This is a genomic window from Plesiomonas shigelloides (assembly GCF_900087055.1).
GTDB classification, from domain to species: domain Bacteria; phylum Pseudomonadota; class Gammaproteobacteria; order Enterobacterales; family CAMTGL01; genus Plesiomonas; species Plesiomonas shigelloides.
The window spans coordinates 3060620-3084445 of sequence record NZ_LT575468.1; the positions used below are offsets into that span (position 1 = coordinate 3060620).

The 23826-nt window shown below is 51.1% G+C and carries 13 protein-coding genes, 5 tRNA genes and 4 rRNA genes; 1 reads left to right on the top strand and 21 read right to left on the bottom strand.

Features of this window, described 5'->3' with window-relative positions:
* Positions 1 to 81 precede the first annotated feature (81 nt).
* From rpoB to NCTC9997_RS13700, 12 genes are all read right to left on the bottom strand, one after another.
* Complete coding sequence (gene rpoB, locus NCTC9997_RS13645; protein ID WP_010864821.1) at positions 82 to 4110, bottom strand: DNA-directed RNA polymerase subunit beta; 4029 nt, start codon at positions 4108 to 4110, stop codon at positions 82 to 84.
* Positions 4111 to 4432: 322 nt separating this feature from the next.
* On the bottom strand, positions 4433 to 4798 hold the full coding sequence (rplL, locus tag NCTC9997_RS13650) for a 50S ribosomal protein L7/L12 (RefSeq protein ID WP_010864822.1): 366 nt from the start codon (positions 4796 to 4798) through the stop codon (positions 4433 to 4435).
* Positions 4799 to 4861: 63 nt separating this feature from the next.
* The gene (gene rplJ / locus NCTC9997_RS13655) at positions 4862 to 5359 is read right to left on the bottom strand and encodes a 50S ribosomal protein L10 (protein ID WP_010864823.1); all 498 of its coding nucleotides are present in this window, start codon (positions 5357 to 5359) and stop codon (positions 4862 to 4864) included.
* A gap of 261 nt (positions 5360 to 5620) precedes the next feature.
* Positions 5621 to 6322 carry a 50S ribosomal protein L1 gene (gene rplA, locus NCTC9997_RS13660; protein ID WP_010864824.1) on the bottom strand — a complete coding sequence of 234 codons (702 nt, stop codon included), beginning with the start codon at positions 6320 to 6322 and terminating at the stop codon, positions 5621 to 5623.
* Between the two features lie 4 nt (positions 6323 to 6326).
* Positions 6327 to 6755, bottom strand: coding sequence for a 50S ribosomal protein L11 (rplK, locus tag NCTC9997_RS13665; RefSeq protein ID WP_010864825.1), 429 nt, complete (start codon positions 6753 to 6755; stop codon positions 6327 to 6329).
* 115 nt (positions 6756 to 6870) lie between these two features.
* Positions 6871 to 7416 (bottom strand): transcription termination/antitermination protein NusG, encoded by a 546-nt coding sequence (gene nusG, locus NCTC9997_RS13670; RefSeq protein ID WP_010864826.1) that lies wholly within the window; start codon positions 7414 to 7416, stop codon positions 6871 to 6873.
* 1 nt (position 7417) lies between these two features.
* Positions 7418 to 7801: a preprotein translocase subunit SecE gene (secE, locus tag NCTC9997_RS13675; RefSeq protein WP_010864827.1), complete on the bottom strand. Its 384-nt coding sequence runs from the start codon at positions 7799 to 7801 to the stop codon at positions 7418 to 7420.
* A gap of 192 nt (positions 7802 to 7993) precedes the next feature.
* Positions 7994 to 9178 carry an elongation factor Tu gene (tuf, locus tag NCTC9997_RS13680; protein WP_064978262.1) on the bottom strand — a complete coding sequence of 395 codons (1185 nt, stop codon included), beginning with the start codon at positions 9176 to 9178 and terminating at the stop codon, positions 7994 to 7996.
* Positions 9179 to 9293: 115 nt separating this feature from the next.
* A tRNA-Thr gene (locus NCTC9997_RS13685) sits at positions 9294 to 9369 on the bottom strand.
* Positions 9370 to 9376: 7 nt separating this feature from the next.
* A tRNA-Gly gene (locus tag NCTC9997_RS13690) sits at positions 9377 to 9451 on the bottom strand.
* 34 nt (positions 9452 to 9485) lie between these two features.
* A tRNA-Tyr gene (locus NCTC9997_RS13695) sits at positions 9486 to 9570 on the bottom strand.
* Positions 9571 to 9583: 13 nt separating this feature from the next.
* Positions 9584 to 9659: transfer RNA gene (locus NCTC9997_RS13700), tRNA-Thr, on the bottom strand.
* Positions 9660 to 9866: 207 nt separating this feature from the next.
* Between NCTC9997_RS13700 and coaA the strand changes: the two genes are divergently transcribed.
* Positions 9867 to 10814 (top strand): type I pantothenate kinase, encoded by a 948-nt coding sequence (gene coaA / locus NCTC9997_RS13705; protein WP_010864829.1) that lies wholly within the window; start codon positions 9867 to 9869, stop codon positions 10812 to 10814.
* 76 nt (positions 10815 to 10890) lie between these two features.
* On the opposite strand, the gene birA is transcribed toward coaA, so the two are convergent.
* From birA to rrf (NCTC9997_RS13750), 9 genes are all read right to left on the bottom strand, one after another.
* Positions 10891 to 11865 (bottom strand): bifunctional biotin--[acetyl-CoA-carboxylase] ligase/biotin operon repressor BirA, encoded by a 975-nt coding sequence (gene birA / locus NCTC9997_RS13710; protein ID WP_039046779.1) that lies wholly within the window; start codon positions 11863 to 11865, stop codon positions 10891 to 10893.
* A complete protein-coding gene (murB, locus tag NCTC9997_RS13715; RefSeq protein WP_230405842.1) occupies positions 11862 to 12926 on the bottom strand; it encodes a UDP-N-acetylmuramate dehydrogenase in 1065 nt (354 codons plus the stop codon). The genes birA and murB overlap by 4 nt, the downstream gene beginning before the upstream one ends.
* Before the next feature lie 171 nt (positions 12927 to 13097).
* Positions 13098 to 13213: ribosomal RNA gene (rrf, locus tag NCTC9997_RS13720) — 5S ribosomal RNA — on the bottom strand.
* A 139-nt stretch (positions 13214 to 13352) separates the two neighbouring features.
* Positions 13353 to 16256, bottom strand: a 23S ribosomal RNA gene (locus NCTC9997_RS13725).
* Between the two features lie 129 nt (positions 16257 to 16385).
* Positions 16386 to 16461: transfer RNA gene (locus tag NCTC9997_RS13730), tRNA-Glu, on the bottom strand.
* A 57-nt stretch (positions 16462 to 16518) separates the two neighbouring features.
* Positions 16519 to 18060, bottom strand: a 16S ribosomal RNA gene (locus NCTC9997_RS13735).
* The 16S, 23S and 5S rRNA genes sit together here with 1 tRNA gene alongside, the layout of an rRNA operon.
* 457 nt (positions 18061 to 18517) lie before the next feature.
* Positions 18518 to 21619: an efflux RND transporter permease subunit gene (locus NCTC9997_RS13740; RefSeq protein ID WP_064978265.1), complete on the bottom strand. Its 3102-nt coding sequence runs from the start codon at positions 21617 to 21619 to the stop codon at positions 18518 to 18520.
* Between the two features lie 9 nt (positions 21620 to 21628).
* Complete coding sequence (locus NCTC9997_RS13745) at positions 21629 to 22780, bottom strand: efflux RND transporter periplasmic adaptor subunit (protein ID WP_197665215.1); 1152 nt, start codon at positions 22778 to 22780, stop codon at positions 21629 to 21631.
* Between the two features lie 923 nt (positions 22781 to 23703).
* Positions 23704 to 23819: ribosomal RNA gene (gene rrf, locus NCTC9997_RS13750) — 5S ribosomal RNA — on the bottom strand.
* Positions 23820 to 23826: the final 7 nt, after the last annotated feature.

Sequence of the window (23826 nt, forward strand, 5' to 3'; positions counted from 1 at the left end):
GAGTTAAACCAGTGGAGCGCGGCGGCGCCGCGCTCCTATTTCCTGCTGCGATGTCATTGCAACCGCAATCGAGAGAGGACCTTATTCGTCTTCCAGCTCGATGTTGATACCCAGAGAACGGATCTCTTTCAACAATACGTTGAAGGACTCTGGCATACCCGGTTCCATACGATGATCGCCATCCACGATGTTCTTATACATCTTGGTACGGCCGTTCACGTCATCCGACTTAACAGTCAGCATTTCCTGCAGAGTATAAGCAGCACCGTATGCTTCCAGTGCCCACACTTCCATCTCACCGAAACGCTGACCACCGAACTGCGCCTTACCACCCAGCGGCTGCTGAGTAACCAGACTGTAAGAGCCGGTAGAACGGGCGTGCATCTTGTCATCAACCAGGTGGTTCAGTTTCAGCATGTACATGTAACCCACGGTTACTGGACGCTCAAACTGCTCACCGGTACGGCCATCAAACAGCGTAATCTGACCAGAACGTGGCAAGCCGCCCAGTTCCAGCAGGTCTTTGATTTCGGACTCTTTCGCACCGTCAAAGACTGGGGTCGCCAGTGGCATACCCTTACGCAGGTTTTCCGCCAGACGCAGCACTTCGTCATCAGAGAAGGTGCTCATGTCGACTTTCTGGCGGACATCGCTACCCAGATCATACGCTTTCTGGATGAACTCACGCAGCTTGGCAACTTCTTGCTGCTGCTTGATCATCGCGTTGATCTTCTCGCCGATACCTTTCGCCGCCATACCCAGGTGAGTTTCCAGGATCTGACCGATGTTCATACGAGATGGTACGCCCAGCGGGTTCAGCACGATATCAACCGGAACACCGTTGGCATCGTGTGGCATGTCTTCGATAGGGTTAATCTTAGAGATAACACCCTTGTTACCGTGACGACCCGCCATCTTATCACCCGGCTGGATCTGACGTTTAACGGCCAGATAAACCTTCACGATCTTCAGCACGCCTGGTGCCAGATCGTCGCCTTGAGTGATCTTACGACGCTTCGCTTCCAGTTTCTTCTCGAACTCAGCCTTCAGCTCGTCGTACTGCTCGATCAGCTGTTCCAGCTGATTTTGCTTCTCTTCATCATCCAGACCCAGATCCAGCCACTTGTCGCGAGACAGTTTAGCCAGTTTCTCCGCTTCCAGACCGCCAGCAACCAGCAGATCGTGGATACGAGCAAACAGACCGGCTTCCAGGATCTGCAACTCTTCAGTCAGGTCTTTCTTAACCTGCTTGAGCTGCATCTCTTCGATTTCGAGTGCACGCTTGTCTTTCTCTACGCCATCACGGGTAAAGACCTGAACGTCGATAATGGTACCGGAGGTGCCATTTGGTACGCGCAGGGAAGAATCCTTCACGTCAGACGCTTTCTCACCGAAGATCGCACGCAGCAGCTTCTCTTCTGGCGTCAGCTGGGTTTCACCTTTCGGCGTTACCTTACCAACCAGAATGTCACCGCCCTTCACTTCCGCACCGATATACACGATACCGGATTCGTCCAGCTTAGACAGCGCTGCTTCACCCACGTTCGGGATGTCAGCCGTGATCTCTTCAGGGCCCAGCTTAGTATCACGCGCTACACATGCCAGTTCTTGGATGTGAATAGTGGTGAAACGGTCTTCTTGAACTACACGCTCGGAAACCAAGATGGAGTCTTCGAAGTTGTAACCGTTCCATGGCATGAACGCCACGCGCATGTTCTGACCCAGCGCCAGTTCACCCAAATCGGTGGACGGACCGTCTGCCAGCACATCACCACGCTCAACCGGCTCACCCAGTGATACACATGGGATCTGGTTGATACAGGTGTTCTGGTTAGAACGGGTGTACTTGGTCAGGTTGTAAATATCGATACCAGCTTCGCCTGGAATGGTCTCGTCTTCGTTAACTTTAATAACGATACGGGATGCATCCACGTACTGGATTTCACCGCCACGCTTAGCAACTACGGTTACACCGGAGTCAACCGCTACAGCGCGCTCCATACCGGTACCAACCAGCGGCTTATCAGCACGCAGAGTAGGTACAGCCTGACGTTGCATGTTCGCACCCATCAGGGCGCGGTTAGCATCATCGTGCTCCAGGAATGGGATCAAAGACGCACCGACAGAAACGACCTGTTGGGTCGAAACGTCCATGTAGTCCACCTGATCTTTGCTGAACAGGCTGGATTCGCCTTTGCTACGGCACGTTACCAGTTCTTCTTCGAAGCGGCCGTCTTCGTCCAGGTTGGAGTTCGCCTGGGCAATAACGTAGTTACCTTCTTCGATAGCAGACAGGTAATGAATCTCGTCGGTCACCACGCCGTCTTTCACGCGACGGTACGGGGTTTCCAGGAAACCATACTCGTTGGTCTGTGCATACACAGACAAGGAGTTGATCAGACCGATGTTTGGACCTTCAGGAGTTTCGATTGGACACACACGACCGTAGTGAGTCGGGTGAACGTCTCGCACTTCAAAGCCAGCACGCTCACGGGTCAAACCGCCCGGGCCCAGTGCAGAAATACGACGCTTGTGCGTAACTTCTGACAGCGGGTTGTTCTGATCCATAAACTGAGACAACTGAGAAGAGCCGAAGAACTCTTTCACTGCCGCAGAAATTGGTTTCGCGTTGATCAGATCCTGTGGCATCAGGGTATCCAGATCGCCTAAAGACAGACGCTCTTTCACCGCACGCTCAACACGTACTAAGCCCACACGGAACTGGTTCTCGGCCATTTCGCCAACGGAACGAATACGACGGTTACCCAGGTGGTCGATATCATCGACTTCGCCTTTACCGTTACGGATATCGATGAGCTTCTTCATGACATCAATGATGTCTTCGTTGCTCAGCGTACCCGCGCCTTCGATCTCGTCGCGCAGCAGAGAACGGTTAAACTTCATGCGACCCACGGCAGACAGATCATAGCGGTCAGCTGAGAAGAACAGGTTCTCAAACAGCGCTTCTGCTGCATCACGTGTTGGCGGCTCGCCAGGACGCATCATGCGATAGATTTCAACCAGAGCGCTTAAGCGATCAGTGGTGGAATCCACACGCAGGGTTTCGGAGATGTACGGACCATGATCCAGATCGTTGGTGAACAGCACCTCGATGGTCTTGTGGCCGGCTTGGCTCAGTTTGGCCAAGGTCTCCAGGGACAGCTCCATGTTGGCGCCGCAAATCAGCTCGCCAGTGGAGGCATCCACGTAATCTTTTGCCGATACTTTGCCGACAATGTATTCAACCGGCACGTCGATACGCTCAACGCTGTCTTTCTCCAACTGGCGGATATGACGAGCGGTGATGCGACGGCCTTTCTCTACGTACACTTTGCCGTTAGCTTCGATATCGAAGGTCGCGGTTTCACCACGCAGACGCTCTGGAACCAGAGTCATCTCTAACTTGCCGTGACGGACTTCGAAAACAATCTTTTCGAAGAACAGATTCAAGATCTGCTCAGTCGTATAGTTCAGCGCACGCAGGATAATGGTGGCTGGCAACTTACGACGACGGTCAATACGTACAAACAGGTTGTCTTTCGGATCAAATTCGAAATCCAGCCAAGAACCACGGTAAGGGATAATACGTGCGTTATACAGTACCTTACCGGAGGAGTGGGTTTTACCCTTATCGCTGTCAAAGAACACACCCGGGCTACGATGCAGCTGGGATACGATAACTCGCTCGGTACCGTTGATAACGAAAGTACCGTTCTCGGTCATGAGCGGAATTTCGCCCATGTAGACTTCTTGTTCTTTAATGTCTTTTACTGTGCCTTCTGGCGCGTCTTTCTCGTACAGCGTCATGCGCAGTTTGACACGCAGAGGAGCAGAATAAGTTACGCCACGGATTTGGCACTCTTTTACATCAAAGACTGGCTCACCGAGACGATAGCTAACGTATTGCAGCTCAGAATTGCCGCTGTAGCTCTGGATCGGGAAGACGGAGCGGAACGCCGCTTCCAGACCGTACTGCCCTTCCGGATCTTGCTCGATAAACTTTTGAAACGAGTCAAGCTGGATGGAGAGTAAGTAAGGCACGTCCAAAACCTGTGGACGTTTACCAAAGTCCTTACGAATGCGTTTTTTCTCGGTATAGGAGTAAACCATAGGGTTCCTCAGCTCGCTGAATAGTCGACCCATTCTGTCCGTCCTGATAGGACAGTTCGTGCAACACTATTTTGTGACCGAAGGACGATGTACCCTTCGCAATACCTGTTTCTATCACTCTTAAACCATTTCATTGCGTTTTACACAGAGATCTGGCTCTGACGCAGTATATTAAGGCGTCGATAGAAACAAATATTGAGGATCACTTATGGCCAAACAGTGTGAAACACCACAAGCATCCTTTACAGCGCAAAAAGGCTGGTGACTAAAAAGTCACCAGCCATTAGCCTTTGCAAATCAGGCTACGAACTGGAAAGTCCGATTACTTGATTTCAACAGAAGCACCAGCTTCTTCCAGATCTTTCTTCAGAGCTTCAGCTTCTGCTTTGCTGATACCTTCTTTCAGGTTAGCTGGAGCAGATTCTACCAGGTCTTTAGCTTCTTTCAGGCCCAGACCAGTTGCGCCACGTACTGCTTTGATAACAGCTACTTTGTTCGCGCCAACAGCAGACAGAACTACGTCGAATTCAGTCTTCTCTTCAGCAGCTTCAGCTGGACCCGCAGCAACAGCTACAGCAGCAGCAGCAGAAACGCCGAACTTCTCTTCCATTGCAGAGATCAGCTCAACAACTTCCATTACAGACATTGCTGCAACTGCATCAATGATTTGCTCTTTAGTGATAGACATAGCAATTATTTCCTAAAATAAGAAGATGGTTATCTTGCAAACGACACGCTAAAAAAGGCGTAATTACGCTGCTTCTTTGGCGTCGCGAATAGCCGCAATAGTGCGAACCAGTTTGCCTGCAGAGGCTTCTTTCATGGTCGCCATCAAGCGTGCAATCGCTTCGTCGTAAGTTGGCAGAGTTGCCAGACGGTCAATTTGAGCCGCTTGGATAAACTCGCCTTCAAAGGCTGCGCCCTTAACTTCAAAGTTGGCATTGTCTTTAGCAAATGCTTTGAACAGACGAGCAGCTGCGCCCGGATGTTCGTTAGAGAATGCAACCAGAGTTGGACCAACAAACGCATCAGCCATGCACTCGTAAGAGGTGCCGGCAACAGCACGACGCAGCAGGGTGTTACGTACTACACGTACGTACACGCCAGCTTCACGGCTGGTTTTGCGCAGTTCAGTCATTTTTGCTACAGAAACGCCACGTGCATCGGCGATAACTGCAGACAGCGCACCTTTGGCCACTTCGTTGACTTCAGCAACAATCGCTTGTTTGTCTTGAAGATTCAGTGCCATTGGCTTTTGCTCCTGGATTAGCCGAGCGTAATTGCTCGGAACTCACACCACCCGAATAAACGGGCGTAATACACGGCGAGCAGAATCCAGTCAGAAAAAATTCTTTCGGTTCTGTCACCGTCTACGCAGGTTGATCGGATTAAGTACTTCGCAGTACACCTGCGGTCTTGGACGGAGGCTTGGAAAAGGCCAAGCTCCAACCATAATCAAAGGCGTTAGATTGTATAGAAATCCAACGCCTTTGTAAAGCAAAGCTGTTGATTAAACAGCAGCGCTCAGGCTGTTCTGATCCAGAGCTACACCAGCACCCATAGTGGTGGAGATGCTAACTTTCTTGATGAACACACCTTTAGCAGAAGAAGGCTTCGCTTTCTTCAGAGCTACCAGCAGAGCTTCCAGGTTCTCTTTCAGCTGCTCGGCGGTGAAGTCAACCTTACCGATGGTAGAATGGATGATACCATTCTTGTCGTTACGGTAACGAACCTGACCTGCTTTAGCGTTGTTCACAGCTTCAGCAACGTTAGGGGTTACAGTACCTACTTTCGGGTTTGGCATCAGACCGCGTGGGCCCAGGATTTGACCCAGTTGACCAACAACGCGCATTGCATCTGGAGATGCGATAACTACGTCGAAGTTCATTTCGCCTTTCTTGATCTGGTCAGCCAGATCTTCCATACCTACCAGGTCAGCACCAGCGGCTTTCGCAGCTTCTGCGTTTGCACCTTGGGTGAACACAGCAACGCGAACAGTACGGCCAGTACCGTGTGGCAGAACGGTAGCACCACGAACGTTTTGGTCAGATTTACGAGCATCGATACCCAGATTAACTGCAACATCAACACTTTCAACAAACTTAGCGGTCGCCAGCTCTTTCAGCAGAGCAACGGCTTCGTTGATTTCGTACTGCTTAGTAGAATCAACTTTGTCACGGATCACGCGCATGCGCTTGGTCAGCTTAGCCATTGTCTTAATCCTCTACCAGCAGGCCCATGGAACGTGCAGTACCTTCGATAGAACGCATCATCGCGTCTACGTCAGCACCAGTCATATCAGCCGCTTTGGTTTCAGCGATTTCGCGAACTTGAGCGCGAGTAACTTTACCGCATTTCTCTTTGTTCGGCTTACCGGAACCTGACTTGATACCAGCTGCTTTCTTCAGCAGAACTGCTGCTGGAGGAGTCTTGGTAACGAAGGTGAAAGAACGGTCTGCGTAAACAGTGATAACCACTGGAATTGGCAGGCCTTTTTCCATGCTCTCAGTACGAGCATTGAACGCCTTACAGAATTCCATGATGTTAACACCCTGTTGACCCAGAGCTGGACCAACTGGTGGCGACGGGTTAGCCATACCAGCTGCAACTTGCAGCTTAACGTAGGCTTGTACTTTCTTAGCCATTGATATTTCCTCAGTTTGGGTTCGAGCGCCTCAGAATTAAGGCTCCCCGATAACAAAAAGGCGCGAAATTGTAGTTTAATTTCGCGCCCTTTTCAAGCATTAGACTAAAATCTGATCACGCCTTTTCGACTTGGCTGAAGTCCAGTTCAACTGGAGTCGCTCGGCCAAAAATAGAGACCGACACTTTCAGGCGGCTCTTCTCGTAATCGACTTCTTCCACCACGCCGTTGAAATCAGCGAATGGACCGTCATTAACCCGTACCATTTCACCCGGTTCAAACAGGGTTTTCGGACGTGGCTTATCACCCACTTGCTGCAGGCGATTCAAAATAGCATCCGCTTCTTTATCGCTGATTGGTGCTGGACGATCAGAGGTTCCACCGATGAAACCCATCACGCGTGGAATGCTACGCACCAAGTGCCAGCTGCGGTCTTCCATCACCATCTGAACCAGCACATAGCCAGGGAAAAACTTCCGCTCGCTCTTACGGCGTTGACCACCGCGCATTTCAACGACTTCTTCGGTCGGTACCAAGACCTCACCGAACAGCTCTTCCATGTTGTGCAGCTTGATATGCTCACGCAGCGATTGAGCCACGCGGCCCTCAAAACCGGAAAACGCCTGTACAACGTACCAACGTTTTTTAGGAGCCTCAGTCATGTTAGAACCTCAAGCCTGTAATAAAGGACACCAGGTTAACCAGAATTGTATCCAGTCCCCACAGTGCCAGTGCCATAACGACAGTAACAGCCGCAACAATCAGGGTTGTATGCGTGGTCTCCTGACGGGTTGGCCATACGACTTTGCGCACTTCGATCCGGGATTCGCGAGCGAATTCCAGGAAAGATTTACCCTGACGAGTAAAGGCAGCAAGACCTAATGCCGCAGCCACCATCAAAATAATCACCAAAGCGCGGAGCACGACTGCGACATCATCAAATACAGCATTACCGACCACGGTTGCTATCAGGATAGCGAAAACGCCAACCCATTTAACGATGTTCAAGCTGCTTCCACTGCCTTGGGTTTCGGTATTCGCATTCATACAACCCACCTGTTACTCTCGAACGAATAAAAATAAACTTGATACAAATAACTCAACCTCGCAAGGCGAGGTAGTCAGTAAGGCGTATATTACCCTATATACGCTTATCAACCGAGACTTATTGTAATCCCTGCTGATAAACGTAGAAAAAGGGCATCATAAAGATGCCCTTTTCTGCGTATCAATCAGGCCTTAGGCGATGATCTTAGCAACCACGCCCGCACCTACAGTACGGCCACCTTCACGGATAGCGAAGCGCAAGCCTTCGTCCATCGCGATTGGTGCAATCAGGGTAACAACCATTTGAATGTTGTCACCTGGCATTACCATCTCTACGCCTTCTGGCAGTTCGATGGTACCGGTCACGTCAGTTGTACGGAAGTAGAACTGTGGACGGTAGCCTTTGAAGAATGGAGTGTGACGACCACCTTCATCTTTGGACAGAATATAAACTTCTGCTACAAAGTTGGTGTGTGGGTTGATTGAGCCTGGCTTAGCCAGAACCTGACCACGCTCTACGTCATCACGCTTGGTACCACGCAGCAGAACACCTACGTTCTCGCCCGCACGACCTTCGTCCAGCAGCTTACGGAACATTTCAACGCCGGTACAAGTAGTCTTGGTAGTCTCTTTGATACCAACGATTTCTACTTCTTCACCAACTTTGATGATACCGCGCTCTACACGACCAGTTACTACAGTACCACGACCGGAGATAGAGAATACGTCTTCGATTGGCAGCAGGAATGGCTTGTCGATAGCACGCTCTGGCTCAGGGATGTAGCTGTCCAGGTAGCCTGCCAGTTCAACAATCTTCTCTTCCCACTGAGCATCGCCTTCCAGCGCTTTCAGTGCAGAACCGCGAACAACTGGAGTGTCGTCGCCTGGGAAATCGTACTGAGACAGCAGCTCACGTACTTCCATTTCTACCAGTTCCAGCAGCTCTTCGTCATCAACCATGTCACACTTGTTCAGGAACACGATGATGTAAGGAACGCCTACCTGACGACCCAGCAGGATGTGCTCACGAGTCTGAGGCATTGGGCCGTCAGTCGCAGCTACTACCAGGATAGCGCCGTCCATCTGAGCAGCACCAGTGATCATGTTCTTCACGTAGTCGGCGTGACCTGGGCAGTCAACGTGCGCGTAGTGACGAGTTGGGGTGTCGTACTCTACGTGAGAAGTGTTGATGGTGATACCACGAGCTTTTTCTTCTGGCGCGTTATCGATCTGATCGAATGCACGAGCCTGACCACCGTATACTTTAGACAGTACGGTAGTGATAGCTGCAGTCAGGGTAGTTTTACCGTGGTCAACGTGGCCGATAGTACCAACGTTAACGTGCGGTTTAGTACGTTCAAATTTCTCTTTAGACATTGAATTGTCCCTCTAGACACGGTTATCGGTGGCAATAGTTACCACATCAACCAAGCGTAGTGCTTGCTGAGTATACATCAACGGTGAAAATGGGATAGAAGAGTTCAGGAAGAAATGGTGCTGATACCCAGAATCGAACTGGGGACCTCACCCTTACCAAGGGTGCGCTCTACCGACTGAGCCATATCAGCACTTTGTTGGAGCGGGCAGCGGGAATCGAACCCGCATCATCAGCTTGGAAGGCTGAGGTAATAGCCATTATACGATGCCCGCATCCTGAAACTCGGCTACCACATATGGTAAAATTTGGTGGAGGGAGAAGGATTCGAACCTTCGAAGGCTGAGCCGTCAGATTTACAGTCTGATCCCTTTGGCCGCTCGGGAATCCCTCCGGATTCTTTGTTATGGTGCCGGCTGCCGGAATCGAACTGGCGACCTACTGATTACAAGTCAGTTGCTCTACCTACTGAGCTAAGCCGGCGTACCACAAGTGCTGCGCATTCTATGGTGACTCTGGAAAGGATGCAACACCTTTAGCGCAAAAAAATTGCCGAAATGCGTCGTTCGCCTAGATTTTGTTCAGAACATATGCCTATAACGCTTTATACTATGCGCTTTGCGACAGGTGCGCTCTGTACCGATCTCTTTTTAGTGGTCGGACATTCGTTTGTTCGACCCCGGATTGGCTATGACAAAACATCAAGATATAACCACGCCTTTTGTGTCGTTTGAGCGGCAAGAGTGGGCTGACCTGCGGGATGCGATCCCGCTGACGCTGACCGAGTCAGATTTGGAGCGTCTGAAAGGGATTAACGATGAGCTCTCGTTAGATGAGGTCATTGAGATTTACTTGCCCCTTTCCCGCTTGCTCAACTTTTACATCCGCTCCAATTTACGTCGTCAATCGGTGCTGGATCAGTTTTTAGGACGCGAAGGACAGCGCATTCCGTATGTGATTGGTATTGCCGGCAGTGTGGCGGTTGGTAAAAGTACCACCGCGCGGATTTTGCAGGCGCTGCTCAGCCGCTGGCCGGAGCATCGTCATGTCGAGTTGGTCACCACCGATGGTTTTTTGCATCCGAATGCGGTCTTGCATGAACGTGGGATCATGAAAAAGAAGGGCTTTCCGGAGTCCTATGACATGCGCCGCTTCGTGCAGTTTATTTCCGATGTTAAATCGGGCCAACCACGCGTCAGTGCACCGGTGTATTCCCACCTGATCTATGACATTGTGCCGGATGGTGAGAAGGTGATTGAGCAGCCAGATATCTTGCTGCTGGAAGGGTTGAATGTACTGCAAAGCGGGATGGATTATCCGCACGACCCCCATCGGGTGTTTGTGTCTGACTTCGTCGACTTCTCTATCTATGTGGATGCCGATACGGCGCTGCTGAAAAGTTGGTATATCGAGCGGTTCTTGAAGTTTAGAAAAGGTGCCTTCTCTGATCCAAACTCCTACTTCCATAACTATGCCAAGTTAAGTGAAGAGGAAGCCGTCAGTATCGCCAATCAGATTTGGGATGAGATCAACGGGCTCAATCTGCAGCAAAATATCTTACCGACGCGTGAACGCGCCAGTCTGATTTTGACGAAGGGCAAAGAGCACGCGGTCGAGCGTGTTTGTCTGCGCAAATAAGCCCAGCAACCTAGCTTAGAGACCATCGCGAGGCCTAATGCCTCGCGATTTTGTGGCCAGACTACGCAATGCCCCCTTACTGAGCGGCGGTGACCGGGCGCAGTGAGATCTCACCGCCGATAAAACTTTTCAACGTACCGTCTGCTAACCGTAAACGCAGTGCGCCATGGCTATCGATACCGCACGCCACCCCTTCCACGCAGCGCTCGCCCATCAACAAACGCACCTGTCGGCCCGCGAAGTTATCCAGCTCATTCCAGCGCTCATAAAACGCCCCTAAGCCCGCTTGCTCATAACGCGGCAGTTGCTGTTGTAACGCTTGCAACAATGCCGCAGCCAGTTGATTGCGCGATAACTCCGGACACACATCTTTCACGCAGGCGCACGGCTGATCAATTTGCTCACGCACCGAGGCCGGTAACGCTACATTAATCCCCATCCCCAACACGATATGTGCCGCATCGCCGGTTTGTCCGGTCAGCTCGACCAAAATACCGGAAAGCTTTTTGTCGTTCAGGTACAAGTCATTCGGCCATTTGACCTTAACATCCCCCACGCCAAGCGAGGTCAACACATCCGCCACAATCACGCCAATAGCCAGACTCAAGCCAACCGCGGCCGCCGGCCCTTGGTCTAGCCGCCAGTACATCGATAAATAAAGATTGGCCCCAAACGGCGATTGCCACACCCGCCCACGGCGCCCACGCCCCGCATGCTGGTATTCCGCCAGACAGGCATAGCCCGATGGATATTGCCCAATCCGATCCAGTAAATACTGATTGGTTGAGTCAATCACCGGTAACAGCGCAAACTGGGCTTCTGGTGCTAAGGCCTGCAAACGCTCGGTCGTCAATAGCTCCATCGGCTCGGCTAAACGATAGCCTTTCCCAGGAACAGTAAACACATCGATGCCCCAGCTTTGCAAGGTACGGATATGTTTGCTGACAGCGGCGCGAGAGATCCCGAGCCACTCGCCTAAACGCTCGCCGGAGCGAAATTCACCGTCCGCTAACCAGCGAACGATCTGCAGTGGAGTCTCACTGTTCTTCATGCAATCGCCTGTACTGCGTTAATTTCCCCATCGGCGCCCATGAAGCGAACTTCCGGCTCCAACGCGACGGCAAAGCGCGCCAACACCTGCTGACGCACGGTATGTGCCAGTTGCACCACATCACGAGCAGTAGCGTTGCCTTGATTGACCAGCACCAACGCTTGTTTATCATGCACCGCCGCACCGCCAATACGGTGTCCCTTCAAGCCACACTGATCAATCAGCCAGCCCGCCGCCAATTTATACTGGCCGTCCGGTTGTGGGTAACACGGGATGCTCGGGTATGTTTGGCGTAGATCGGCCAACGTTTCACCGCTGACCAACGGGTTTTTGAAAAAGCTACCCGCATTGCCCTGCTGCGCCGGATCCGGCAATTTACTCTGGCGCATCTGGCACACGATGGTGAAAATCTGCTGTGCCGTTACGCTGCGCGGATCCAGCTTAGCTAAGTCACCATAGCTGAGCACCGGCTGCCAAGCTTTTGGCAAGCGCAAACCAACTGCGGTGATCACATACCCATGCTGATAGCGATGTTTGAAGATACTGTCGCGATAACCAAACTGGCACTCTTCGCGCGATAAACGCACAGTCTCGCCACTCGTCAGGTCCAACACCTCCACGTACTCGCACACTTTTTCAAACTCTACGCCATAAGCGCCAATGTTCTGAATCGGTGCCGACCCGCAGCAGCCGGGGATCAATGCCAGATTCTCCATTCCTGGTAAGTTGTGCGCCAGCGTGTACTCCACCAATTGGTGCCAATTCTCCCCGGCCGCCACATGCAGATGCCATGCCTGCTCGCTTTCGCTACAACAAATGCCACGTAAGCGGTTCACGATGACATGCCCAGCAAAGTCTTCAGTAAACAACATATTGCTGCCACCGCCTAAAATCAGCAGTGGCTCATTAGCCTGCAATGAAGCACGGCTTAATGCTAATAGCTCGCTCAATTGCGTCACTTGGCTGATTTTGCGTGCTCGTACCGGCAAACCGAACGTGTGGAAAGGCTGTAATGATGGCCACGATGCTGATGACATCGCTGTTGGCGTTGATGTAGGCATAGATGCTGATGACCTGGGTTCTATCCATTACGCACAATTGCGGCGTAAATACTCACTCAATTGCGGTCATTCTACTGGAATTTTGTGCCTACCGCGATGTAAGCAGTTGCTTAAGAGGGACTAAAAACGCAAAAAGCCCATCCGCTAGGATGGGCTCTTCACTTATTTGATGCCTGGCAGTTCCCTACTCTCGCATGGGGAGACCCCACACTACCATCGGCGCTACGGCGTTTCACTTCTGAGTTCGGCATGGGGTCAGGTGGGACCACCGCGCTATCGCCGCCAGGCAAATTCTGTTTCTCTATCGCGTACACTACTTGTGTCTCGCGCCAGAGTTAAAATCTAAAAACAAGCTAAATAACTGATGTATTGTTCTTTGAACAAGTAACTCGTGACTTCATTCATCCAACATCACTTTGGCGTTGTATGGTTAAGCCTCACGGGCAATTAGTACAGGTTAGCTCAACGTATCGCTACGCTTACACACCCTGCCTATCTACGTCGTAGTCTCCAACAACCCTTTAGGAGGCTTTAAGCCTCAGGGATGACTCATCTCGGGGCAAGTTTCGCGCTTAGATGCTTTCAGCGCTTATCTCTTCCGCATTTAGCTACCCGGCAATGCCACTGGCGTGACAACCGGAACACCAGAGATGCGTCCACTCCGGTCCTCTCGTACTAGGAGCAGCCCCCCTCAATCATCCAACGCCCACGACAGATAGGGACCGAACTGTCTCACGACGTTCTAAACCCAGCTCGCGTACCACTTTAAATGGCGAACAGCCATACCCTTGGGACCAACTTCAGCCCCAGGATGTGATGAGCCGACATCGAGGTGCCAAACACCGCCGTCGATATGAACTCTTGGGCGGTATCAGCCTGTTATCCCCGGAGTACCTTTTATCCGTTGAGCGATGGCCCTTCCATTCAGAACCACCGGATCACTAAGACCTACTTTCGTATCTGCTCGACCTGTCCGTCTCGCAGTTAAGCTAGCTTCTGCCTTTGCACTAACCGCATGATGTCCGACCATGCTTAGCTAACCTTCGTGCTCCTCCGTTACTCTTTAGGAGGAGACCGCCCCAGTCAAACTACCCACCAGACACTGTCCGTATCCCGGATTACGGGACAACGTTAGAACATCAAACATTAAAGGGTGGTATTTCAAGGTCGGCTCCACGCAAACTGGCGTTCACGTTTCAATGCCTCCCACCTATCCTACACATCAAGGCTCAATGTTCAGTGTCAAGCTATAGTAAAGGTTCACGGGGTCTTTCCGTCTTGCCGCGGGTACACTGCATCTTCACAGCGATTTCAATTTCACTGAGTCTCGGGTGGAGACAGCCTGGCCATCATTACGCCATTCGTGCAGGTCGGAACTTACCCGACAAGGAATTTCGCTACCTTAGGACCGTTATAGTTACGGCCGCCGTTTACCGGGGCTTCGATCAAGAGCTTCGCTTTCGCTAACCCCATCAATTAACCTTCCGGCACCGGGCAGGCGTCACACCGTATACGTCCACTTTCGTGTTTGCACAGTGCTGTGTTTTTAATAAACAGTTGCAGCCAGCTGGTATCTTCGACTGAGTTCAGCTCCATCCGCAAGGGACTTCACCTACCATCAGCGTGCCTTCTCCCGAAGTTACGGCACCATTTTGCCTAGTTCCTTCACCCGAGTTCTCTCAAGCGCCTGAGTATTCTCTACCTGACCACCTGTGTCGGTTTGGGGTACGATTTCTGGTAACCTGATGCTTAGAGGCTTTTCCTGGAAGCGTAGTATCAGCTACTTCAGCACCGTAGTGCTTCGTCATCACGCCTCAGTGTTAATGAAAGACCGGATTTGCCTAGTCTCTCCACCTTCACGCTTAAACCGGGACAACCGTCGCCCGGATAGCCTAACTTTCTCCGTCCCCCCTTCGCAGTTACCACAAGTACGGGAATATTAACCCGTTTCCCATCGACTACGCTTTTCAGCCTCGCCTTAGGGGTCGACTCACCCTGCTCCGATTAACGTTGAACAGGAACCCTTGGTCTTCCGGCGAGCGGGCTTTTCACCCGCTTTATCGTTACTTATGTCAGCATTCGCACTTCTGATACGTCCAGCATGCCTCACAGCACACCTTCAACCGCTTACAGAACGCTCCCCTACCCAATAACACCTAAATGTCATTGCCGCAGCTTCGGTGCATGGTTTAGCCCCGTTACATCTTCCGCGCAGGCCGACTCGACTAGTGAGCTATTACGCTTTCTTTAAATGATGGCTGCTTCTAAGCCAACATCCTAGCTGTCTAAGCCTTCCCACATCGTTTCCCACTTAACCATGACTTTGGGACCTTAGCTGGCGGTCTGGGTTGTTTCCCTCTTCACGACGGACGTTAGCACCCGCCGTGTGTCTCCCGGATAGCACTCTACGGTATTCGGAGTTTGCAAAGGGTTGGTAAGTCGGGATGACCCCCTAGCCTTAACAGTGCTCTACCCCCGTAGGTGTTCGTCCGAGGCGCTACCTAAATAGCTTTCGGGGAGAACCAGCTATCTCCCGGTTTGATTGGCCTTTCACCCCCAGCCACAAGTCATCCGCTAATTTTTCAACATTAGTCGGTTCGGTCCTCCAGTTAGTGTTACCCAACCTTCAACCTGCCCATGGCTAGATCACCGGGTTTCGGGTCTACACCTTGCAACTAATTCGCCCTATTAAGACTCGGTTTCCCTACGGCTCCCCTATTCGGTTAACCTCGCTACAAAATGTAAGTCGCTGACCCATTATACAAAAGGTACGCAGTCACACCACGAAGGTGCTCCCACTGCTTGTACGTACACGGTTTCAGGTTCTATTTCACTCCCCTCACAGGGGTTCTTTTCGCCTTTCCCTCACGGTACTGGTTCGCTATCGGTCAGTCAGGAGTATTTAGCCTTGGAGGATGGTCCCCCCATCTTCAAACAGGATACCACGTGTCCCGTCCTACTCATCGAGCTCACAGCAATGCGTCTTCGTGTACGGGGCTATCACCCTGTATCGCCGGACTTTCCAATCCGTTCCACTAACGCATCCACTGATTCAGACTCTGGGCTGCTCCGCGTTCGCTCGCCGCTACTAACGGAATCTCGGTTGATTTCTTTTCCTCGGGGTACTTAGATGTTTCAGTTCTCCCGGTTCGCCTCGTTAAGCTATGGATTCACTTAACGATACCTAAGTTATCTTAGGTGGGTTTCCCCATTCGGACATGGTTGGCTATAGCGCTCCATCCCAGCTCACCAACCCTTTTCGCAGGGTAGCACGTCCTTCATCGCCTCTGACTGCCAAGGCATCCACCGTGTACGCTTAGTCACTTAACCATACAACCCAAAATAATGTCGGGCTGAATGCTAGTCACTAAACTGGTCGTTGCCAGTTTCTCAAGTCGCTTGTTCTTAAGAACTTCAGTTATTTTTCAGCTTGTTTTCAGATTTTTAAAGAGCAATAAGTGGCGTCCCCTAGGGGATTCGAACCCCTGTTACCGCCGTGAAAGGGCGGTGTCCTAGGCCTCTAGACGAAGGGGACGCAACTAAATTCAAACAATCTGTGTGAACACTCAGCTTAAGCGCCAAATATCTCAGGTAAGGAGGTGATCCAACCGCAGGTTCCCCTACGGTTACCTTGTTACGACTTCACCCCAGTCATGAATCACAAAGTGGTAAGCGCCCTCCCGAAGGTTAAGCTACCTACTTCTTTTGCAACCCACTCCCATGGTGTGACGGGCGGTGTGTACAAGGCCCGGGAACGTATTCACCGCGGCATTCTGATCCGCGATTACTAGCGATTCCGACTTCATGGAGTCGAGTTGCAGACTCCAATCCGGACTACGACATACTTTATGGGATTCGCTCACTATCGCTAGCTTGCCGCCCTTTGTATATGCCATTGTAGCACGTGTGTAGCCCTACTCGTAAGGGCCATGATGACTTGACGTCATCCCCACCTTCCTCCGGTTTATCACCGGCAGTCTCCTTTGAGTTCCCGACCGAATCGCTGGCAACAAAGGATAAGGGTTGCGCTCGTTGCGGGACTTAACCCAACATTTCACAACACGAGCTGACGACAGCCATGCAGCACCTGTCTCAGAGTTCCCGAAGGCACCAATCCATCTCTGGAAAGTTCTCTGGATGTCAAGAGTAGGTAAGGTTCTTCGCGTTGCATCGAATTAAACCACATGCTCCACCGCTTGTGCGGGCCCCCGTCAATTCATTTGAGTTTTAACCTTGCGGCCGTACTCCCCAGGCGGTCGATTTAACGCGTTAGCTCCGGAAGCCACGCCTCAAGGGCACAACCTCCAAATCGACATCGTTTACAGCGTGGACTACCAGGGTATCTAATCCTGTTTGCTCCCCACGCTTTCGCACCTGAGCGTCAGTCTTTGTCCAGGGGGCCGCCTTCGCCACCGGTATTCCTCCAGATCTCTACGCATTTCACCGCTACACCTGGAATTCTACCCCCCTCTACAAGACTCTAGCTTGCCAGTTTCAAATGCAGTTCCCAAGTTGAGCTCGGGGATTTCACATCTGACTTAACAAACCGCCTGCGTGCGCTTTACGCCCAGTAATTCCGATTAACGCTTGCACCCTCCGTATTACCGCGGCTGCTGGCACGGAGTTAGCCGGTGCTTCTTCTGCGAGTAACGTCAATGCCACTAGGTATTAACTAGTAGCCCTTCCTCCCCGCTGAAAGTGCTTTACAACCCGAAGGCCTTCTTCACACACGCGGCATGGCTGCATCAGGCTTGCGCCCATTGTGCAATATTCCCCACTGCTGCCTCCCGTAGGAGTCTGGACCGTGTCTCAGTTCCAGTGTGACTGGTCATTCTCTCAAACCAGTTAGAGATCGTCGCCTTGGTGAGCCATTACCTCACCAACTAGCTAATCCCACCTGGGTTCATCCGATAGCATGAGGTCCGAAGAGCCCCCACTTTGGTCCGTAGACATTATGCGGTATTAGCTACAGTTTCCCGTAGTTATCCCCCTCTATCGGGCAGATCCCCAGGCATTACTCACCCGTCCGCCGCTCGTCACCCAAGGAGCAAGCTCCTCTGTGTTACCGCTCGACTTGCATGTGTTAGGCCTGCCGCCAGCGTTCAATCTGAGCCATGATCAAACTCTTCAATTTAAAGTTTGTCGCTCGAATAAACTGGCAAATAAATTGTTCAGTCACTCGTTTAACTTAATATCTTTTGGATATCAGCATTCTCAAACGAGTGCCCACACAGATTGTCTGATTAACTTTTTAAAGAGCAATGTCGCCTCACGTCTGATTTGCTTTCGCGTTTCGTTCCGTGCCGACAGGGAGCGCATTATAGGGAGACGCCGAAAAGACGCAAGGGTTAAATCACGTTTTTTATCGAAAAATGTATCAAGCGCGCACTTTGTGAACAAATCAAGCAGAGGGAGCCTAAAATCCATCCACTAATGCGGATAAAAGCACCAAGGTAGCCCTCCGTAACCGCATATCTGGCGTGAATTCTTTGCCTCCCCACGCGTGAAATAAAGCGGCCAAAGAATAAAAAAAGCCCAGCAAAAACGGCTGGGCTAGGTGGTCGATGAAATTGAGCTGATAAGCTGAAGGCTTATTTACGCTCTAAGAGTTGCATGATCAACCGGAAGAACAGCGGAATAAAGAAGATGGCGATAAAGGTTGCCGCCAACATTCCGCCAATCACCGGCCAACCTAATGCATGACGACTCGCCGCACCGGCACCGCTCGATAAGACCAACGGCACGCAGCCCAAAATAAAGGCCATCGAGGTCATTATGATGGGGCGAAAGCGTAAGCGTGCCGCTTCCAAAGCCGAATCAAGCAGACTCATCCCCTCTTCATGCTTCATCACTGCAAACTCCACAATCAAGATGGCATTTTTTGCCGCCAAGCCGACCAAAGTCACCAATCCTATCTGGAAATAGACGTTGTTGGTTAAGCCAACCAGCCACGTGGCTAATAGTGCACCGAACAACGCAAACGGGACTGCGGTGATCACCGCGAACGGCAAGCTCCAACGCTCATATTGCGCCGCCAAAATCAAAAAGATCATGACGATACCAAAGCCAAACGCCATTGCCGCACTGCCGGCCGCCGCTTTTTCTTGGTAGGCCGAACCGATCCACTCCAGCTTGGCATCATTACCGAGCACCTCGCTCGCCACTCGTTCTAACGCGGCGATAGCCTGCCCCGAGCTGTAACCGGCCGCTGGTTGCACCATGATTTTAGCCGCTTGGAAGATATTAAAACGTTCAACCAGCTCCGGACCGGAACTGTCACGTACCGTCACCAAACTGCTGAGCGGGATCATCTCGCCATTGACCGAGCGCACATACACATTGCGAATATCATCGCGCTTAGCGCGGTAATCGGCCTCCGACTGTAACTGCACCCGATAAGTACGGCCAAACTGGTTGAAGTCATTCACATAGACTTGGCCAAACGTTGCCTGCATCGTGTCGAACACCGCGTTGATCGGTAAGCCGAGCGCCTTAGCCTTTTCACGATCCAAATCCATATAGACCTGTGGCACATTCGCGCGAAAGGTGGTGGTGACGCTGGAAAACTCAGGGCGGCTCTTCGCTGCATCCAAAAAGCGCTGCACTTCGGCGGAAAAAGCCTGCGTATCGCTACTTCCTCGGTTCTGCAGGTAGCCTTCTAATCCACCGGTGGTCGACATGCCCTGAATCGGTGGCGGATTGAAGGAGGCAGCAACCCCATCAGATTGCCCCATCACACTCAAGCCTTGGAATGTTTTGGCCAAAGCAAAGGAGTCTTGCCCACTGCCTTGGCGTTCACTCCAATCTTTCAACGGGATAAATGACAATCCACGGTTACTGACAATCGAGTTCGACAGAATATCGAAACCCGAGAAGGTCACTACATTCTCAACATGCGGATTAGCCATGATGATCTGGTCGAACTGATCCGCCACGTTTTGCGTACGATTCAACGATGCCGCATCCGGCAACATAATCGATGAGATGAGATAGCCCTGATCCTCATTCGGCACCAACTCCCCCGGCACGCGAGCAAATAAGGCGTAGGTGCACAGCAATAGCGCCCCGATAATCCCGAACGCCACTCCGACTCGCCGATTCAAAAAGGCCACGCCGCCGACATAACGCACAGTTAAACGGTCAAACGCCTGGTTAAACCAAACAAAAAAGCGCGCTGGCTGCTGATGGCCTTCTTTTAGCAGTACCGCACACAACGCCGGTGATAGCGTCAATGCCACCAAGCCCGAGATCGCCACCGACACCGCCACGGTAATCGCAAATTGTTTGTACATGACACCGGTCATCCCGCCCATAAAGGCCACCGGCAAGAACACTGCACACAGCACCAGAACGATGGCCACCACCGGCCCAGACACTTCCTGCATCGCCAGAATTGCCGCTTCGCGTGGCGAGCAACGCCGCTCTGTCATGATCCGCTCTACGTTTTCCAGCACCACGATCGCATCATCCACCACGATACCAATCGCCAGTACCATGCCAAACAGCGTCAATAGGTTGATGGAAAAACCCAGCATCAACATCCCAGCAAAGGTACCAATCAACGATACCGGCACCGCAATACAGGGGATCAAGGTCGCACGGAAGTTTTGTAAGAACAGGTACACCACCACAAACACCAGAACGATAGCCTCGAACAGCGTTTTGACCACTTCTTCAATTGAGATTTTCACAAACTCGGTAGTGTCATACGGGATCTGGTATTCCAAATCTTGTGGGAAACGGGTTTTCAGCCGCTCCATGGTGTCGCGCACCGCATCGGCCACCATGACCGCATTGGCCCCCGGTTGCAAATACGTGAAGATCCCCACCGCCGGTTGGCTATTGATCCGCGCAGTCACGTCATAATCTTTACCGCCCAGCTCTACGCGCGCGACATCTTTAACCCGCACTTTAGAGCCATCTGGCCGCGACAAAATAATGATGTTCTCGAATTCCTTCACATCCTCCAGACGCCCTTTGGTCTGCACCGTATAGGTAAAATCAATTGGGGCACTGGTCGGTTGCGCGCCAATCTTGCCGGCTGCAAACTGGGTATTCTGTTCACGAATCGCCGCAATCACATCCGCCGGCGTCAATTGCAGCTGTGCCAGCCGATCGGGGCGCAACCAGATCCGCATGGCATAGTCGGTACCGCCAAACAGCGTAATATCACCGATACCAGGAATCCGCTTAAGCTCATCAATAATATTCAGCAAGGCATAGTTGGAAAGATAGGTAGTGTCATAGCTGCCATTGGGTGATTGCAGCGTTAATACCTGCATGATGGAGGTGGATTTTTTCCGTACCGTGATCCCCTGTTTTTTCACCTCTTCCGGCATTTGCGCCATCGCAGCCGACACACGGTTATTCACGTTGATCGTGGCTTGGTCGGGATCGGTGCCAATCTCAAAGTAAATATTCAGGTTCATCTGACCATTGGACGCCGAGCCGGATTGCATGTAAATCATCCGCTCAACACCATTGATCTGCTGCTCCAACGGTGCCGCCACCGTTTGGGAAATCACTTCCGGCGTCGCACCAGGGTAATAAGTCGTTACCGATACCACCGGCGGGGTAATTTGCGGATATTGCTCTACCGGCAATGCCCGCATCGCAGCCAAACCGCCCAGCACGATAATGATAGAAATCACGCTGGCAAAAATAGGTCGCTCGATAAAAAACTTCGAAAACATACGAACTCCTTATTTTGCCGCGCTGGCACTGACAACCTTCTGGCTAATCGCGCTCATCTCTTGTACCGATACCGGCTGGATCACCACACCAGGGCGAGCTTTCATCAAACCCTCAACGATGTAACGCTCTCCCGCTTGCAAGCCACTTTCAATCAACACCCCACTTTCCACCACCGAGCCCAGTTTCACCGGTCGAGGTACCACCTTATTCTCCGCATCCACTACCATCAGCATCCGATCGGCCTGTGACTGCACAATCGCCTTCGCTGGCACCACTATCGCGTCTTTGCGCGTACCCAAATCAATGGTTAGACGAACAAATTGCCCCGGCAACAATATCCCGCGCTCATTATCAAAAATTGCCCGAGCCCGGATCGTGCCGGTTTTGCCATCTACGCGATTATCCGAAAAGTTCAATTTGCCTACTTCCGAATATAATGAGCCATCGGCCAAACGAATACGGGTCGTCCAATCTGCCGCACTACGTGCTTGTATCGCACCGCTTTTAATACCACGTTCAAAATTAAGTCGATCTTGTTCCGAATAAGAAAAATTCACGTACAAGGGGTCATATTGTGTAATGGTCGTCAGTAAGCTGTTATCACCTAAAGTTGAAATTAAACTGCCTTCAGACTGAGTGCTTTTACTGGCCATGCCATCAATTGGCGCGGTCACTCGGGTATAACTAAGATTTAATTCCGCCTCTTTGACTTTTGCTTGCGCCGCTTGATGGCTCGCGATTGCCGCCTCATAACTGGCGATCACATCATCATAATCTTTTCGGCTGACAACTTGTTTCTTATATAACGGAATCACCCGTGCACGATCGGCACGCGCTTTATTTAACCGAGCACTCTCTTGCGCTAATAAACTTTTAGCTTGCTCCAGTGCTACTTTATAAGGCTCTGGATCGATCTCAAATAGTAAGTCCCCAGCGACCACAGGTTGCCCTTCCACATAATGGCGCTTAAGCAAAATACCGCCAACCCGTGAACGCACCTCAATTTCCCGATAACCGGCCGTCTCTCCGACCATCTCAGTTGTTAAAGGCACATCCTTGGCCTGCACAGTTTCAACTACCACAGGCACCACTGGCGCTACCTGTGCCGATGAGGCCGGCTCATCACCACAACCAACCAAACTGCCGGCAAGGATGATCATTAATGTATGCCGTTTCCAGCGCACAGCCTTTACCACACGAAAAGTCATGTTACTACTCCGACTATCATTAAATAGCTACACCATAAAAACATAGCCACGACACTCTGATACAAGTGTTGGCTAAAGAATTAATCAAAATAAAAAGAGGCTTATATTACTAGGCTGGACAAATAACAAAGTGCAAATTAACTTGGTTTTGTGATGCAAACCTATTTTTACCACAAGACAATTAACAATGAAAAGCCAAGGAGAGAGACAGTCACTTTATTAGTAATAACGAATCGACTTAAACACCAAGATTAAAGACATTATTATTCACATTCTAAATTAATTCCCGACAACTAATTCACTGCGTGAATATAAAACCCTCTAAAACAAAATCCCAAATCAGAGATTAATGAATAGATTCAATAGTGATTAATTCACTTAATCAAAACATAAATAAAGACATCAAACATCAACCGACAAATAAAGCATTTTAATTATCGTTATTCATACCAAGTAATATACCTACCTAACACAAGGTCTCTGCTAAAAATAACGCGAGAAACACTCTAAAAAGGGATACAGAGATTAAGAGATAAGAATAATACCGGGAAACACCCAGTACCACAAACAACAGCACAGCGTACCTAACGCTGCATAAATCACTCATCAGCACATTTCCAACGGCAAGGCCACATAGCGCCTGATACGCTGGCGTCTGCGGTTCTGGCCGCAGCTCTACGCCCACACCAGCCCGCCGTTTAGCCCAATCGAAAACGAGAACACAGAGAATGAAATGAGCGAAAGCTGAGATAAAAAGGCAAACAGGGGATAACGCTGGGAAGGAAAAAGAGAGGATAAAACCGCAATGACATTAAAACCAAAATCCCCAAACGCAAAAAGCCCATCCGTTAGGATGGGCTCTTCACTAATTTAATGCCTGGCAGTTCCCTACTCTCGCATGGGGAGACCCCACACTACCATCGGCGCTACGGCGTTTCACTTCTGAGTTCGGCATGGGGTCAGGTGGGACCACCGCGCTATCGCCGCCAGGCAAATTC

Excerpts from the sequence above, each read along its gene's own strand:
- rpoB (WP_010864821.1), bottom strand. The coding sequence starts at position 4,110 with ATGGTTTACTCCTATACCGAGAAAAAACGCATTCGTAAGGACTTTGGT.
- rplL (WP_010864822.1), bottom strand. The coding sequence starts at position 4,798 with ATGTCTATCACTAAAGAGCAAATCATTGATGCAGTTGCAGCAATGTCT.
- rplJ (WP_010864823.1), bottom strand. The coding sequence starts at position 5,359 with ATGGCACTGAATCTTCAAGACAAACAAGCGATTGTTGCTGAAGTCAAC.
- rplA (WP_010864824.1), bottom strand. The coding sequence starts at position 6,322 with ATGGCTAAGCTGACCAAGCGCATGCGCGTGATCCGTGACAAAGTTGAT.
- rplK (WP_010864825.1), bottom strand. The coding sequence starts at position 6,755 with ATGGCTAAGAAAGTACAAGCCTACGTTAAGCTGCAAGTTGCAGCTGGT.
- nusG (WP_010864826.1), bottom strand. The coding sequence starts at position 7,416 with ATGACTGAGGCTCCTAAAAAACGTTGGTACGTTGTACAGGCGTTTTCC.
- secE (WP_010864827.1), bottom strand. The coding sequence starts at position 7,801 with ATGAATGCGAATACCGAAACCCAAGGCAGTGGAAGCAGCTTGAACATC.
- tuf (WP_064978262.1), bottom strand. The coding sequence starts at position 9,178 with ATGTCTAAAGAGAAATTTGAACGTACTAAACCGCACGTTAACGTTGGT.
- coaA (WP_010864829.1), top strand. The coding sequence starts at position 9,867 with ATGACAAAACATCAAGATATAACCACGCCTTTTGTGTCGTTTGAGCGG.
- birA (WP_039046779.1), bottom strand. The coding sequence starts at position 11,865 with ATGAAGAACAGTGAGACTCCACTGCAGATCGTTCGCTGGTTAGCGGAC.
- murB (WP_230405842.1), bottom strand. The coding sequence starts at position 12,926 with ATGCCTACATCAACGCCAACAGCGATGTCATCAGCATCGTGGCCATCA.
- NCTC9997_RS13740 (WP_064978265.1), bottom strand. The coding sequence starts at position 21,619 with ATGTTTTCGAAGTTTTTTATCGAGCGACCTATTTTTGCCAGCGTGATT.
- NCTC9997_RS13745 (WP_197665215.1), bottom strand. The coding sequence starts at position 22,780 with ATGATCATCCTTGCCGGCAGTTTGGTTGGTTGTGGTGATGAGCCGGCC.